Source organism: Pseudomonas huaxiensis (genome assembly GCF_003231275.1).
Taxonomy (GTDB): Bacteria; Pseudomonadota; Gammaproteobacteria; order Pseudomonadales; family Pseudomonadaceae; genus Aquipseudomonas; species Aquipseudomonas huaxiensis.
This window is the reverse complement of sequence record NZ_QKVL01000003.1, coordinates 24997-39835: the sequence shown is the minus strand read 5'-3', so window position 1 is coordinate 39835 and position 14839 is coordinate 24997. Positions and strand designations below refer to the sequence as shown.

Below are 14839 nucleotides of genomic sequence, written 5' to 3'. Positions count from 1 at the left end.
TTTTTGTCGGTAGAAAACTATTCGGCGTCGAGGTGCAGTGGCGAGATCACCCGGCCATCGGACTCGGCCTGGCCCAGGCTGGCATCGACGAAGTAGACCCGCTCGTCTTCCAGCTTGCCCTTGTCCACCAGATAATCCTTGATGCTGCTGGCCCTTGCCTGGCCGAGCTGACGCAGCAGTACAGCGCTTTCCGCCCAGGTCTTGAGCACGGCATCACGCATCTGGCCGACACGCTGCTCGGTGTCCAGTTGCTCCCACTCTATTGGCGGTTGCTGCTTGAGACGGGTGCGGTAGATGCCTTCGAGCATTGCCGGCTTGTCGCCTTCCGGCACCTGCAGCATCGACGCCTGGGCCGGGACCTTGTCGCCGCGGCGCTGAAGGATCTTGTAGTAGGTGCTCTGGTATTCACGCTCCAGTCGTTGCTGGGCAATCAACGGGCCGTCGCTGCTCTGGGCGCTGGTGCCTTCGATTTCCAGGCGCAGGGCTGGGCGTTCTTTCAGGGCAGCGGACAGCTTGTCGAGGGCACCCTGGGCATCAGTGCTCAGATCGCTGGAGCCTGGGGCGAAGGCAACGTTGCCGAGGTCTTCGGAGCCGCCGCCGGCGATCAGCCCACCGATGAACTTGAACGGTGCCTGTGCCGCGCGCAGCACCAGATTGCGCAAGGTTTGCCAAACGATCGGCATGACGCTGAACTGCGGGTTGTTCAGGTCCCCGGTGACCGGCAATTCGATGGAGATCTTGCCCTCGGTGTCTTTAAGCAGTGCCACCGCCAGGCGGATCGGCAGGTCCACGGCGTCCGGGCTGTCGACCTTCTCGCCCAGTTGCAACTGCTCCAGCACCACCTTGTTCTCGGCCTTGAGCTGGCCGTTGGTAATCACATAGTGCAGGTCGAGATTCAGCCGGCCCTTGCGGATGCGGAAGCCGGCAAACTTGCCGGAGTAGGGCGTCAGTGTGGTCAGCTCGACCCGGCGGAAGCTGGTGGCGATATCCAGGCTGGCCATCGGATTGAACGGGTTGAGCGCGCCTTTGATGATCACCGGTGCATACCGGTCGACCTTGCCTTTGACGTCGACCTTGGCCGGCTTCGGCTGGCGATTGTCGATGGTGCCGATCTGGCCGTTGAGCTGCTGGACCGCCGTGGCGAAGTTGGGCGTGAGGCTGAAGTCGGCGAAGTTGGCCGAACCGTCGTTGATGTCGATCTGGCCGATATGCACGCCCAGAGGCTTGCTGTTTCCTGGCGCGGCCTTGGCCTGGTTTTTCGCCCCGTTGTCGGCGGGTTGCGGAATCAGCAGGTCGTCGACGTTGGTGGTGCGGTCTTCGTTGATCATGAAACGCGCGTAAGGCTGGAGCAGATTGACCTTGGCGATGCTCAGGGCATCACCGTGGCGGTATTCGATGCCGTCCAGATCGAGTTGCTGCCATTTGACGAAGTCGCGGTTCTTGATGGTGTCCAGGGTGTGCAACTGGTTGACCCGGGCCTTGCCGGTAATGGCAAAGGCCAGTGGCTCGGTGCTCTTGAGGTCGACATTAAGGTCGCTGCCGAGCATGCCGCTACGCAGTTCGAGGCGAATGAACGGGCTGATGTAGGCCTGGGCAATACGCAGGTCGATGTCTTGGGTGCTGACCTTGAGCTTCGCCGTGACCGGCGCCAGGTTGACCTCGCCGGACGCCTGCAGCTTGCCCTGCTTGCCGACGCCGCTGTCGAGCTTGAGGGTAAAGGGCGACTTGTTCAGGCTGTCGAAATTCTGCAGATCAAGGTTGATCGGGCCGACATCCAGAGCAACCGCTTCCTTTTGTGTGCGATCGGCCAGATGCACCTGATAGTTGCGCAACTGGGTGTCGCGCAGGAGTACTTGCCATGGCTTGCTGGGCGCGTCCTGCGCGGCTTTTTCTTTGGCCGAAGGCTCAGCGGTGGCCGGCTCGGCTTTTTCCTTGGGCGTGGCCTTGGCCGGCTGGCTGACGAACAGTTTCTGCCAGTCCAGTTGCCCGTCGGCTTCAAGGGCTGCCCAGGTTTCCAGTTGTTCGCTGCGGATCTTGCCGACGGTCACCAACTGTTTGGCCAAGTCTACCGAGCTTTCTGTCACGTCCAGTTTGGCCAGACGCACCAGCGGGCGGCCATCGGGGGCCTTGATCGCGAATGACGCGATACTCAGCGCGGTGTTGTCCAGCAGGAGTTCGGTTTCCTTGGCCAGGCTGATGCTGTAGTCGGTCTGCAGGTTGTACACACCGTTTTCCAGCACCAGTGGAACGGCGTCACGCACATAAGGCCAAAACGCTTTCATTTTTCCATCGGTGATTTTCAGCGTGCCCTTGGAAGCGATCGGCGAAAGGCTGAAAGTACCGCTCCAGTCGATATGACCACCGTTCGGGCCGGCCGCCACCAGCGTCATGTCGGTGTTGTCGTCGGGCAGGGTGCTGAGGTTTTTCAGCTCCAGGTTCATCGCGTCGTACAGGAATTCGATCGGTTCGCTTGGGCGGTCATCCTGGAAATGCAGATAGCCGTCGCTCAGGCGGATACTGCCGATGCGCAGCGGAAACGGATCGCTGGCCGGCGCTTCGGGTTTCGCCTCGCCTGGCGGGAGCTTGAACAGTTGGGTCAGGTTCAGGCTGCCGTCCTTGGCGAACAGCAGCTCGGTGCGCGGTTTGACCAGTTCGACGCTGTCCAGGTGCAGGGCGCCGCTCCACAGGCTGTCCAGTTGCAAATTGGCGTACAGGCGTTCGAAGCCGACCTGCTCCTTGCCCGGTTCACCGATCTGCAGGCCCCAGACCGTCAGTTCCAGGCTGAACGGATTGAGTTCGATGCGCTGCAACTGTGCCGGTACGGTGGCGTACTGGGCCAGTTGTTGATTGGCAATGCGAAGGGCGACGCCGGGAAGGATTAAGAAGCCAAGAAGGCTGTACAAGGCCAGGGCGGCCAGCAGGGCGCCGAGGGCGCGGGTCAATCCTTTGGACATGTGCGGCATCTGCGTAGGAAGCGGGACGCTTAGAGTATGGCACGTTAATCGAGTTCCGGCGGTTGCCGGGAAAACCCGACAACCCACGGTTCATGCGACCTACAGATGAAGTACCAGGGTCTTCAGGGGCGGGCGGCCATCTTGCGAGGGGAAGTCCGCGGCCGGGCTGATTACCTGCCACTCGCGAACCGGGCGACCGGCTTTCTCCGCGCAACGCAGGACCTGTTCGCGCCAGTCGTCCATGTCGACCCGGGCCAGGTTGTTGTTGCAGATCAGCACACCGTCTTTGGCGGTGGTCAGCAAGGCCGGTTTGAGCAGGCTTTGGTAATCGCGCAGCAGGTCAACCGTGCCGAACGCGCTTTTGGCCCAGGCCGGCGGGTCGAGAAATACCAGATCGAACTGCCGGGCCTCCAGACGCACATAGGACGGCAGTTTCTGCCCGCGCCGCTGGCTGATGGGCAGCCCGGCCAGTTGGCGGATTGCCGGGAAGTAGTCTGACTGGATGAAGTCCATCGGTGCCAGTTGCGGGTTGAGTGCACCGTTCTCGCGGCCCACGGCCAGGTTACCTTCGGCGAAATCGAGGTTGCACACCTCGCTGGCACCGCCTGCCGCAGCGCTCAGGCCGACGCCACAGGTGTAGGAAAAGAGATTGAGTACACGCTTGCCGGCGCTGTGCTGCTTGACCCAGCCACGGGCATTGCGCAAGTCGAGGAACAGCAGGGGATCCTGCCCGGCATGACGGCCGCGCACCCGATAATTCAGCCCCCACTCATGGCCGACGGTGTCCGCCAACGCTTGCTCGGTCGCCTGGTACACCGTGTCCTGACGGTCGATGCGGCTGTTACCCCGCGAGCGGTCGTTGTAGACCAGTTGCAGCGGCTGCCCGAGGCTTTGCTCGATGCTGGTGTGCAGGTCCAGCAGGGCGTCGCGTTCCAGCGTCTGGTGAAAGCTCTGCACCATGAGTTGCGGGCCGTAGCGATCGGCGGTCAGGCCGGGCACGCCTTCCTGGCTGCCGTGGAACAGGCGGTAACAGTCGGTGCCCTGGGCATGCAGTTCAGCGAGAAGGGGTTGGCGGCTATCGAGGGCGGCGCGCAGCGCCTGATTCAAGGAGGACATGCACGTGGCCTTGGTTGCGGGCGTGCAGTTTACCGTCGGGGCGGAGGAGGGGCCAGCGCGGCCCCTCCCGTGTCGATCAGCGTTCGATTGCCAGGGCAACGCCCTGGCCACCGCCGATGCACAGGGTCGCCAGACCTTTTTTCGCATCGCGCTTGATCATTTCGTGGAGCAGGGTGACCAGCACGCGGCAGCCCGATGCGCCGATCGGGTGGCCGATGGCGATGGCGCCGCCATTGACGTTGACCTTGCTCGCATCCCAACCCAACTCCTTGCCCACCGACAGGGCCTGGGCGGCGAAGGCTTCGTTGGCCTCGATCAGGTCGAGCTGGTCAAGGCTCCAGCCGGCCTTGTCCAGGCAGCGACGGGTGGCGCTAACCGGGCCGATGCCCATGATCGCCGGGTCGACGCCGGCGTTGGCGTAGGCCTTGATCCGCGCCAGCACTGGCAGCTGCAGTTCTTGTGCCTTGGCCGCGCTCATCAGCATCACGGCGGCGGCGCCGTCATTGAGCGACGAAGCGTTGCCGGCGGTAACGCTGCCGTCTTTCTTGAAGGCTGGCTTGAGCTTGCCGAGGGATTCGGTGGTGGTGCCGGCCCGGGGCTGTTCGTCGGTGACGAAGGCGATCGGGTCGCCCTTGCGCTGGGGAATCAGGATCGGAGTGATTTCGTCGACGAAACGCCGGGCTTCGATGGCGGCCGTAGCTTTCTGCTGGGAAGCGGCGGCGAAGGCATCCTGTTCTTCACGGCTGATGCCGTACTTCTCCACCAGGTTCTCGGCGGTGATGCCCATGTGGTAGTCGTTGAACGCGTCCCACAGGCCGTCGCTGATCATGGTGTCGACCAGGCTGGCGTGGCCCATGCGCAGACCGGTGCGGGCGCCGGGCATGACGTAGTTGGACAGGCTCATGTTTTCCTGGCCGCCGGCGATGATGATGTCGGCGTCGCCGCAGCGGATGGCCTGGGCGGCGAGGTGCAGCGCCTTGAGGCCGGAGCCGCAGACCTTGTTCAGGGTCATGGCCGGAACAGCGTGGGGCAGACCTGCCTTGATCGCGGCCTGGCGTGCCGGGTTTTGTCCGGCGCCGGCGGTCAGTACCTGGCCGAGGATGACCTCGTCGACCAGTTCGCCGTCCAGACCGGTCTGGGCCAGCAACTGGCGGATCACGGCGGCGCCCAGGTCAACGGCTGGAATAGTGGCCAGCGCGCCCTGGAAACTGCCGACGGCAGTCCGGGTGGCGGCGACGATTACGACATCTTGCATGCGCGGGTCCTCATTGTTGTTGGATTTGGCGTGGGAACGCTGAAGCTTCTGTGGCTTCGATCGGGCGACATAGTGGCATAGATGGCCGTGGAGTGGAGATGTCCGGTGCCGAGGCCCTCAAGCGTAGCGCCGGGCTTAACTGATCCCCATTCGCCGCCGTGCCCGGTGCGCCGATCCATCGCGCATGGCCCAGCGCAACACCGGGGCGACCGTCTCGATGCCCAGCCCAACCACTCGTTGTTTCAGTGCGCCTTGCCTGAGCGCGAGCATGTCCGCGGCCCAGTCCGGCAGCAGCCCAATCCCGGCCTGCATCATCAGGCTGCCGACCGGCTTGGCCAGGCGGCTCGGCGCCGGGGCGTCGAGCAGGACGCGGAGCACTTCGCGGCTGCGTTCATCACACTGGAGTTGCGGGCGCATGCGCCGCAGGTAATCCGCGACTTCCTGGCGGGAGCGCGGTACGTCGCGAGCGCCGAGGCGCTCGGCTACCAGGGCTATCTCGTTGTAATAGGCGTCTTGCGCGGCATCACTCAGGTGCGGGTTGCGGTAGCGCAGGTGAGCGGCGAGGAAGCTGCTCACTTCGGCGACATGCACCCAGGTCAGCAGGTCCGGGTCACTGGCAGCATACGGGCGACCATCCTTGGCGGTGCCGACGACCTGCAAGTGGATGGTGCGTACCCGCTCGATCAGCCAGTTGGCGTCGCGGGTCGAGCCGAAGGTGGTGCCGGAGATGAACTGGCTGGTGCGACGCAGGCGGCCGAGCATGTCCTCGCGGAAGTTGGAGTGGTCCCACACCCCGGCCAGCGCCAGCGGGTGCAGGACCTGCAACATCAGGGCGCTGATGCCACCGACCAGCATGCTGGGAAAGTCGCCGTGCACTTGCCAGCACACGCTTTGCGGGCCGAACAGGCCGGGGTCGCCCTTGGGGTTTTCCAGGTCGAGCTGGCCGAGGGCGAGGCCGGTGAGGCTCATGACTTGGGTTTCGATGCGGCGGCGAAGGGGTTCCATGGGGGCCTTGATGTCGGTTTCCGAAGCGTTGGGGGCGCTGTGCAACGTTCTAAATGTCTGTAGGAGCGAGCTTGCTCGCGATAAGGCCCCCAATCCAGGCAAACGTTCTATCAGGTATTCAGCCGCTTATCGATCAACCCCTGCACTACGCTCGGGTCGGCCAGGGTCGAGGTATCCCCCAGGTTGTCCAGCTCGTTGCAGGCGATCTTGCGCAGGATCCGCCGCATGATCTTGCCCGAGCGGGTCTTGGGCAATGCCGGCGCCCACTGGATCAGCTCCGGTTTGGCGAAGCTGCCGATTTCCTTGCTGACCAGGGCCAGCAGTTCTTTTTTCAGCGCGTCGTCTGGCTCGACGCCATTCATCGGTGTGACGAAGGCGTAGATGCCCTGGCCCTTGAGGTCGTGGGGATAACCGACCACCGCCGCCTCGGCGATGCTGTCGTGCAGCACCAGTGCGCTTTCCACCTCGGCGGTGCCGATGCGGTGGCCGGACACATTGATCACATCGTCGATGCGCCCGGTTATCCACAGGTCGCCCTGGTCGTCGCGGCGGGCGCCGTCGCCGGTGAAGTAATAGCCGGGGAAGGGTTTGAAGTAGGTGTCGATCATCCGCTGGTGATCGCCGTAGACGCTGCGGATCTGTGCCGGCCAACTGGCCTTGATCGCCAGCATGCCTGCGCCGGGGCCTTCGATGACCTCGCCTTTCTCGTCCAGCAGCACCGGCTGGACGCCGAACATCGGCTTGGTCGCGCAGCCGGGCTTGATGTGTCGGGCGCTGACCAGCGGGGTCAGCATCGTGGCGCCGGTTTCGGTCTGCCACCAGGTGTCGACGATGGGACAGCGCTGCTCGCCGACGACGTTGAAGTACCACTCCCAGGCTTCCGGGTTGATCGGCTCGCCGACGCTGCCGAGCAGGCGCAGGCTCTTGCGCGACGTGTTTTTCAGCGGGCCTTCGCCTTCGCGCATCAAGGCGCGCAGGGCAGTGGGCGCGGTGTAGAAGATGTTCACCTTGTGTTTGTCCACGACTTGCCAGAAGCGCGAGGCGTCCGGGTAGTTCGGCACGCCTTCGAACATCACACTGGTGGCGCCGTTGGCCAGCGGCCCATAAACGATATAGCTGTGGCCGGTAACCCAGCCGACGTCTGCGCTGCACCAGAAGACTTCGCCTTCGCGGTAGTCGAACACCACTTTGAAGGTCATGGCTGCCTGCAGCAGATAACCGGCGGTGCTGTGCAGCACGCCCTTGGGTTTGCCGGTGCTGCCGGAGGTGTAGAGGATGAACAGCGGGTCTTCGGCGTCCATCGGTTCGGGCGGACAGTCGTCGCTGACCTGGGCGATGGCATCGTGGTACCAGAGGTCGCGTTTGTCGTTCCATTCGACTTTGCCACCGGTGCGCTTGACCACCACCACGCTGTTTACGTTCGGGCAACTGGCCAGGGCCTTGTCGACGTTCTGCTTGAGGGCGACGGTCTTGCCGCCGCGCACGCCTTCATCGGCGGTGATCACCGTCCGGCAGTCGGCATCGAGGATGCGGTCGCGCAGGGCATCGGGGGAAAAGCCGCCGAACACCACCGAGTGAATCGCGCCGATGCGCGTGCAGGCGAGCATGGCGAAGGCCGCCTCCGGGATCATCGGCATGTAGATGCACACCCGGTCGCCTTTTTTCACTCCGCGCTGCTTGAGTACGTTGGCCAGCCGACAGACCTGCTGGTGCACCTGGCGATAGCTGAGGGTGGCGGAACGGTCCGGGTCGTCGCCTTCCCAGATGATCGCCGGATGATCGCCGTGTCTGGCCAGGTGGCGGTCGAGGCAGTTGTAGCTGACGTTGAGTTTGGCGTCCTTGAACCAGACGGCTTTGCCGGTGCGGATGTCGCACTCCTGGATCGCGCTCCACGGGCTGATCCAGTCCAGGCGTTTGGCCTGCTCGGTCCAGAATTGATCGGGCTGTTCTATCGATTGGCGGTAGAGGCGTTCATAGTCGGCCTGGCTGATTTCGGCGGCGCGACTGACGGCGTCGGCTTTGGGGAAGGTACTGATCTCGAACATGGCACAACCTGTCCTGTTGTTATGGGACGGCGTTGCCTTCATCAGCGGCGACGCTCCTGCTGCACGCGGGGGAGCGGGTCTTCGCCGTGATGTTCGAAGGCTGCCGGGTCAGGACAGTGTAGTCGCTGCCCCCAACCATGTTCGGGGGCAGCGTTAGGCGGTCAGCCGCGGTGACGGCCGCGGAAGTAGTTGATGAGGCCTTGGGTCGAGGCGTCTTCGGCAGGTTCTTCGATGCCGCCGGTCAGGCGCTGGTAGACGCCTTTGCCGAGTTCCTTGCCCAGTTCCACGCCCCATTGGTCGAAGGCGTTGATGCCCCAGATCACGCTCTGCACGAAGACCTTGTGCTCGTACATTGCCACCAGCGCGCCGAGACGACGCGGGCTGATCCGCTCCACCACCAGGGTGTTGCTCGGGCGGTTGCCCGGAATCACCTTGTGCGGCGCCAGCTTCTGCACCTCGGCCTCGGCCATGCCTTTCTCGCGCAGTTCGGTCTCGGCCTCGGCGCGGGTCTTGCCGAGCATCAGCGCCTGGCTTTGCGACAGGCAGTTGGCGTACAGCCACTGATGGTGGTCGGCAACCGGGTTGAAGCTGACTACCGGAACGATGAAGTCTGCCGGAATCAACTGGGTGCCCTGGTGCAGCAACTGGTGATACGCGTGCTGGCCGTTGCAGCCCACGCCACCCCAGATGACCGGGCCGGTGTCGTGGTTGACCGGCGTGCCGTCCTGACGGACGGATTTACCGTTGGATTCCATGTCCAGTTGTTGCAGGTGCTTGGTGATGTTGCGCAGGTAATGGTCGTACGGCAGGATCGCGTGGGCCTGCGCGCCCCAGAAGTTACCGTACCAGACACCGAGCAGGGCCAGCAGCACCGGCATGTTCTGCTCGAACGGCGCGTTCTGGAAATGCTGGTCCATGGTGTAGGCACCGGACAGCAGTTCCTTGAAGTTGGCGGTGCCGATGGCCAGGGCGATCGGCAGACCGATGGCCGACCACAGCGAGTAGCGCCCGCCCACCCAGTCCCACATCGGGAAGATGTTCTCTTCGCGGATACCGAAGGCCACAGCGGCGGCCTTGTTGCTGGAAACGGCGATGAAGTGGCGATACAGCTCGGCTTCCGAGCCGCCCTGGGCCAGGTACCAGGCGCGAGCGGCCTGGGCGTTCTTCAGGGTTTCCAGGGTGTTGAAGGACTTCGAGGAAACAATGAACAGGGTGGTTTCGGCGCGCAGCTTGGCCGACAGCTCGTGGAATTCACTGCCATCGATGTTCGCCAGGTAATGGCAGCGCACGCCACGTTGCGCGTAGGGCAGCAGGGCTTCGGAGACCAGTTCCGGGCCGAGGAACGAGCCGCCGATACCGATGTTCACCACGTCGGTGATCGGCTTCTCGCTGTAGCCGCGCCACAGGCCGTCGTGGATCTTGCCAACCAGTTCGGTGACCTGGTTCAGCACTTTGTGCACTTCCGGCATCACGTTGACGCCGTTGACGCTCAGCTTGTCGCCGACCGGGCGGCGCAGCGCAGTGTGCAGGGCCGGGCGACCTTCGGAGGCGTTGAGGATCTCGCCGGCGAACAGGGCGTCGATCGCCTCTTTCAAGCCGACTTCATTGGCCAGACCGACCAGCTTGGTGCGGGTCTCGGCGTTGATCAGGTTTTTCGAGTAGTCGAGGAAAAGCCCGCAACTGCTCAGGGAGAATTGGTTGAAACGTTGCGGTTCGGCATTGAATGCCTCGCGCATGCTGAAATCCTGCATGGCTTCGCGGTGTTGCTGGAGTGCCTGCCAGGCTGGCAGAGCGGTGACATCATGAGGAGTGCGGTAATACGCCATCGCTGCAGGTTTCCTTGGTTGCTTGAACTGCCTTGGACACTGTGTACCCGGGACCGTTTGCCGGCCCCCGCGGATTATTTCGCGGCGGGCCGGCAAATGCCATTGAGATATGTCATTCCGACACGGTCTGGCCTTCGGATGATGGCACGGACTTGCTCTTCGAGCTTACTTCTCGTCGAGATTCAGGTGCAGGTTGTCGATCAGGCGGGTGGCACCGAGGAACGCTGCCACCAGGATCACCAGATCGCGGTCGGTTTCGCCGGCCGGGCGCAGGTTCAGCGCCTGGCGTACTTCCAGGTAGTCCGGCTTGAGGCCGGCGGCTTGCAGCGCTTGCTGGCCTTCGGCAATCAGCGCCGGGTAGTCGCGACGACCCTGGCGGATCGCCTCGGCCATATGGCTCAGGGTGCGGTAGACGGTTGGCGCGATGGCGCGCTGTTCGTCGTTCAGGTAGCCGTTGCGCGAGGACAGCGCCAGGCCGTCGTCGGCGCGCACGGTCGGTTCGCCGATGATCTGGATCGGCATGTTCAGGTCACGCACCAGCGCACGGATCACAGCCAGTTGCTGGAAATCTTTCTGGCCGAATATGGCCAGGTCCGGCTGGACCATGTTGAACAGTTTGCTGACCACCGTGGCCACACCTTCGAAGTGGCCGGGACGGCTGGCGCCGCAGAGACCTTCCGAGAGGTGCGGAACGCTGACCCGGGTCTGAACGCCCATGCCATCGGGGTACATCTCTTCGACGGTAGGGGCGAACAGCAGGTGGCAACCAGCCTGGAGCAGGCGTTCCTGGTCGGCGGCCAGGGTGCGCGGGTACTTGTCGAGGTCTTCGCTGGGGCCGAACTGCAGCGGGTTGACGAAGATGCTGGCGACGACGAAATCGGCGCGTTGGGCGGCCTTGGTCACCAGGGCCGCGTGGCCGCTGTGCAGGTTACCCATGGTCGGTACGAAACCGACCCGCTTGCCTTCGCTGCGGGCGCGGGCGACGGCAGCGCGCAGCTCGCGAACGGTCTTGACGGTGTTCATGCGCTGAACCCATGTTCGGTGCCGGGGAAGCTGACGTCCTTGACCGCTTGGACATAGGCCTGGAAAGCACTCTGGATGTCCGGCTGGCCGGCCATGAAGTTCTTCACGAACTTCGGTGTACGACCGGTCAGCGACAGACCCAGCATGTCGTGCATGACCAGCACCTGACCATCGGTGGCGCTGCCGGCGCCGATACCGATGACCGGAATGCCCACGGCCTGGGTGATTTCCGCGGCCAGTTCGCTCGGCACGCATTCGAGCAGCAGCATTGCGACACCGGCCTGCTCCAGGGCGATGGCGTCGGCGCGCATCTGCCGGGCCTGATTTTCCTGACGGCCCTGGACCTTGTAGCCGCCGAGGATGTTCACCGCTTGCGGGGTCAGGCCCATGTGGGCGCAGACCGGCACGCCGCGCTCAGCCAGCAGGCGGATGGTGTCGCCCAGCCAGGCGGCGCCTTCGAGCTTGACCATGTGCGCACCGGCCTGCATCAGCTCGGCACAACTGGCGAAGGCTTGCTCGGGAGTGGCATAGGCCATGAAGGGCAGGTCGGCCAGGATCAGCGCACCTTCGTTGCCGCGTTTGACGCTGGCGACGTGGTAGGCCATTTCTGAATTGGTCACCGGCAAAGTGCTGTCATGGCCCTGCAGGACCATGCCCAGGGAATCGCCCACCAACAGGATCTCTACGCCGGCGCGGTTCGCGGTCTGGGCGAAGGTCGCGTCATAGCAGGTCAGCATGGCGATTTTCTCACCCTTGGCCTTGAGGGCCTGGAGGGTGGTCAAGGTTACGTCTGGCATGAAAAGCAATCCTCGTTCAGGCGCTGTGAAAAACCACTGCGTACAACGCATGTATTCATCTTCTGGAACAGCACATCATCGATCGTGGTGTTTGGGTTTGGATCTGTTCCAGGCCTATTTACGCCTTGTATATGGCACTGGGGTGCCACGGGACGCCTATAGTCGTGAGCGCGAGGGGCGAAGTCAATTACCGTGTTACCGCATTGTTACGTCGTGGCTGTTACGGGCGTTACCGCTGGGGGAACGCCCGGTTACAAGCGCTCGAGGCCGACGAACGGGCAATCTGCCAGTAATTCCGAGAGGGGCCGCTGATCTGCCAACCGGAAGCCTTCGGGCACCAGTTCGGCCAGGGGATAGAGCACGAACGGGCGTGCGTGCATGTGGTAGTGGGGTACTTTCAGCCGGGGTTCGTCGATGACCCGGTCGGCGTACAGGAGGATATCCAGATCAAGAGTGCGCGGCCCCCAGCGCTCCTTGCGCTCACGGCCCTGATCCGCCTCGATGGCTTGCAGGGCGTCGAGCAGCGCAATGGGCTCGAGTGCGGTGTCCAGCGCGGCTACGGCGTTGGTGTAGCGCGGCTGGCCGGGGGACAGCGAATCGCTGGCATAAAAGGACGAAACGCCAGGGACCTGGGTACCCGGCAGCAGTGCCAGCGCTTCAATGGCGCTGCGCAACTGCTCCTGCGGATTGGCCAGGTTGCTGCCCAACCCGATGTAGACGCGGACCATGCTGCTTACTCGCCTGTGCCACTGTCGACGCGCTTGCGCTTGCTCGGGCTGCGCTTGCGTTTGCGCGGGCCGGCGCTGCTGCCTTCGTCACGGCCGCCCAGCTCGCGGATCATCTCGCGGCGCTCGCTTTCATTGCATTCCTGATAGTCGGTCCACCACTGGCCAAGGTCGTCGGTTTCCTCACCCGCGCTTTCACGCAACAGCAGGAAGTCGTAACCGGCACGGAAACGCGGGTTGTCGAGCAACAGGTCGGCACGCTTGCCGCTGCGGCGTGGCAGGCGTTCCTGCATGTCCCAGATCTCGCGGATCGGCAGGGTGAAGCGCTTCGGAATCGCGATCCGCTGGCATTGCTCGGCGATCAACTCGTGGGCGGCTTCCTGCATGGCCGGGATCGGTGGCATGCCGCGGCTTTGCAGGTACAGGGCGCGACCCGGCAGCGCTGGCCAGAGCAGGGCGGCGAACAGGAACGCCGGGGTGACCGGCTTGCCCTGCTTGATCCGCAGGTCGGTATTGATCAGCGCCTGACTGATCAGCGTGTGGGTGTAGTTCGGGTGCTCTTCCAGGGCCTGGGCACTGGCCGGGAACAGCGGGTCGAACAGTTGCAGGTCCACCAGCATCTCGAAGGTGTCGGCGGCGTGTCCGGACAGGAACAGTTTCAGCGATTCTTCGAACAGCCGCGCCGCCGGGATTTCCCGCAGCATCGGTGCCAGTTCGCGGATCGGCTGCACGGTGTGCTTTTCGATACCGAAGTTCAGCTTGGCGGCGAAACGCACGGCACGCAGCATGCGGACCGGGTCTTCCTGGTAGCGCTGAGTCGGGTCGCCGATCAGCCGCAGCAGGCGATTGCGGATGTCGTGTACGCCATTGGCGTAATCGAGAATGCGCTCGCTGACGGGGTCGTAGTATAGGGCGTTGATGGTGAAGTCACGGCGCTGGGCATCTTCTTCCAGGGTGCCGTAGACGTTGTCACGCAGGATCCGTCCGCTTTCGTTGCGGGAAGACTGGTGACTGTTTTCTTCTTCATCCACCGGATGGTTGGCGCGGAAGGTGGCGACTTCGATGATCTCGCGCCCGAAATGGACGTGGACCAGCTTGAAGCGTCGACCGATGACCCGGGCGTTGCGGAATTCCGCACGGACCTGCTCGGGGGTGGCGCTGGTAGCGACGTCGAAGTCCTTGGGGTTGATGCCCAAGAGCATGTCGCGTACGCAGCCACCGACCAGATAGGCCTGGTAGCCGGCGCTTTGCAGGCGCTCGACGATGCTCACCGCATGGCGGCTGAACTGGCTGCGCTGCAGCGAATGTTGTGCGCTGTTGATCACCTCGGGCGTAGTGCGCCGATGGTGCTGGACATGCACGGGGGGACGGAAAGACTGGAACAGCTTCTTCAGCATGGGATGCACTGTTTGAAGGAATTTTCGGCCATAAACGTAGAATGGCCGCATGATGGGCGTGGATTCTAGCATTTAGTCAGAAAAGGGTGTAGGCGCCCGAAAAATGGCTGTGTAGGAAGCTTCGCAGAAGGGAGAAACTACAAGGGGAGCCGAAGCTCCCCAAGAAGTAGTTGCGTGCTCTTATTGTTTTTTTGTCGGGCTTCTTGTTTTTATTCACGCCCTATCCACAAAACGCCACAAGGCTTGTGGATCGTCTCCCTAATCGGGAGTACAAGAGCAAACGGATTGCTTTGGTCGCCGATGTTGCGATGATCTCTCGATCCAACCAGTTCAGGCTCTGCTTGAGTGCAGTTTTTGTTGTTCTCTGCCCGGTTGTGGGGCAAGCCCCAAACACAACTCCTCTCCAAAAGAATCAGTTAGCTGCGCCTCCGCCGTATTGTTCTTATTGTGCGTGAGCCGATTCGTCTTATTTTTATTGTGTTTTGCTGTGCTTGTTATTGTTCTTGTACCGAACATATAGCAGGTGCCGTGCCAACTTTTGCAAAGCCTAGTAAAACAAGGGGTTAGGTGGTTCCGGGGGCAAATTCGAGGCGAAAAAAAACCGGGATTTCGTTACCGTAAACCCCGGTTTTTGTTACGTCGCCGTCTAGAGGTAACAGTTTGTGCCACGCCGTCACTGTTACCTGCGGAGCAGCG

Annotated in this window: 10 protein-coding genes; all 10 read right to left on the bottom strand. The window is 63.0% G+C overall.

Annotated features, from left to right (window positions below):
* Nucleotides 1–17: 17 nt before the first annotated feature.
* On the bottom strand, nucleotides 18–2954 hold the full coding sequence (locus DM374_RS05070) for a DUF748 domain-containing protein (RefSeq protein WP_110968911.1): 2937 nt from the start codon (nucleotides 2952–2954) through the stop codon (nucleotides 18–20).
* A gap of 99 nt (nucleotides 2955–3053) precedes the next feature.
* A complete protein-coding gene (locus tag DM374_RS05065; RefSeq protein WP_110968910.1) occupies nucleotides 3054–4070 on the bottom strand; it encodes a class I SAM-dependent rRNA methyltransferase in 1017 nt (338 codons plus the stop codon).
* A gap of 76 nt (nucleotides 4071–4146) precedes the next feature.
* A complete protein-coding gene (locus DM374_RS05060) occupies nucleotides 4147–5325 on the bottom strand; it encodes an acetyl-CoA C-acetyltransferase (protein WP_110968909.1) in 1179 nt (392 codons plus the stop codon).
* Between the two features lie 135 nt (nucleotides 5326–5460).
* Nucleotides 5461–6330 carry an oxygenase MpaB family protein gene (locus DM374_RS05055; protein ID WP_110969111.1) on the bottom strand — a complete coding sequence of 290 codons (870 nt, stop codon included), beginning with the start codon at nucleotides 6328–6330 and terminating at the stop codon, nucleotides 5461–5463.
* Nucleotides 6331–6440: 110 nt separating this feature from the next.
* Nucleotides 6441–8375 carry an acetate--CoA ligase gene (acs, locus tag DM374_RS05050; protein WP_110968908.1) on the bottom strand — a complete coding sequence of 645 codons (1935 nt, stop codon included), beginning with the start codon at nucleotides 8373–8375 and terminating at the stop codon, nucleotides 6441–6443.
* 161 nt (nucleotides 8376–8536) lie between these two features.
* Nucleotides 8537–10201, bottom strand: coding sequence for a glucose-6-phosphate isomerase (gene pgi, locus DM374_RS05045; protein WP_110968907.1), 1665 nt, complete (start codon nucleotides 10199–10201; stop codon nucleotides 8537–8539).
* A gap of 165 nt (nucleotides 10202–10366) precedes the next feature.
* The gene (gene panC, locus DM374_RS05040) at nucleotides 10367–11224 is read right to left on the bottom strand and encodes a pantoate--beta-alanine ligase (RefSeq protein WP_110968906.1); all 858 of its coding nucleotides are present in this window, start codon (nucleotides 11222–11224) and stop codon (nucleotides 10367–10369) included.
* Complete coding sequence (panB, locus tag DM374_RS05035) at nucleotides 11221–12021, bottom strand: 3-methyl-2-oxobutanoate hydroxymethyltransferase (RefSeq protein WP_110968905.1); 801 nt, start codon at nucleotides 12019–12021, stop codon at nucleotides 11221–11223. Before panB ends, panC begins: the two co-directional genes overlap by 4 nt.
* A 251-nt stretch (nucleotides 12022–12272) precedes the next feature.
* Nucleotides 12273–12749: a 2-amino-4-hydroxy-6-hydroxymethyldihydropteridine diphosphokinase gene (folK, locus tag DM374_RS05030; protein WP_110968904.1), complete on the bottom strand. Its 477-nt coding sequence runs from the start codon at nucleotides 12747–12749 to the stop codon at nucleotides 12273–12275.
* A 5-nt stretch (nucleotides 12750–12754) separates the two neighbouring features.
* Nucleotides 12755–14143, bottom strand: coding sequence for a polynucleotide adenylyltransferase PcnB (locus tag DM374_RS05025; RefSeq protein ID WP_177431511.1), 1389 nt, complete (start codon nucleotides 14141–14143; stop codon nucleotides 12755–12757).
* Nucleotides 14144–14839: the final 696 nt, after the last annotated feature.

Coding starts and splice junctions, on each gene's coding strand:
- DM374_RS05070 (WP_110968911.1), bottom strand. CDS start 2,954: ATGTCCAAAGGATTGACCCGCGCCCTCGGCGCCCTGCTGGCCGCCCTG.
- DM374_RS05065 (WP_110968910.1), bottom strand. CDS start 4,070: ATGTCCTCCTTGAATCAGGCGCTGCGCGCCGCCCTCGATAGCCGCCAA.
- DM374_RS05060 (WP_110968909.1), bottom strand. CDS start 5,325: ATGCAAGATGTCGTAATCGTCGCCGCCACCCGGACTGCCGTCGGCAGT.
- DM374_RS05055 (WP_110969111.1), bottom strand. CDS start 6,330: ATGGAACCCCTTCGCCGCCGCATCGAAACCCAAGTCATGAGCCTCACC.
- acs (WP_110968908.1), bottom strand. CDS start 8,375: ATGTTCGAGATCAGTACCTTCCCCAAAGCCGACGCCGTCAGTCGCGCC.
- pgi (WP_110968907.1), bottom strand. CDS start 10,201: ATGGCGTATTACCGCACTCCTCATGATGTCACCGCTCTGCCAGCCTGG.
- panC (WP_110968906.1), bottom strand. CDS start 11,224: ATGAACACCGTCAAGACCGTTCGCGAGCTGCGCGCTGCCGTCGCCCGC.
- panB (WP_110968905.1), bottom strand. CDS start 12,021: ATGCCAGACGTAACCTTGACCACCCTCCAGGCCCTCAAGGCCAAGGGT.
- folK (WP_110968904.1), bottom strand. CDS start 12,749: ATGGTCCGCGTCTACATCGGGTTGGGCAGCAACCTGGCCAATCCGCAG.
- DM374_RS05025 (WP_177431511.1), bottom strand. CDS start 14,143: ATGCTGAAGAAGCTGTTCCAGTCTTTCCGTCCCCCCGTGCATGTCCAG.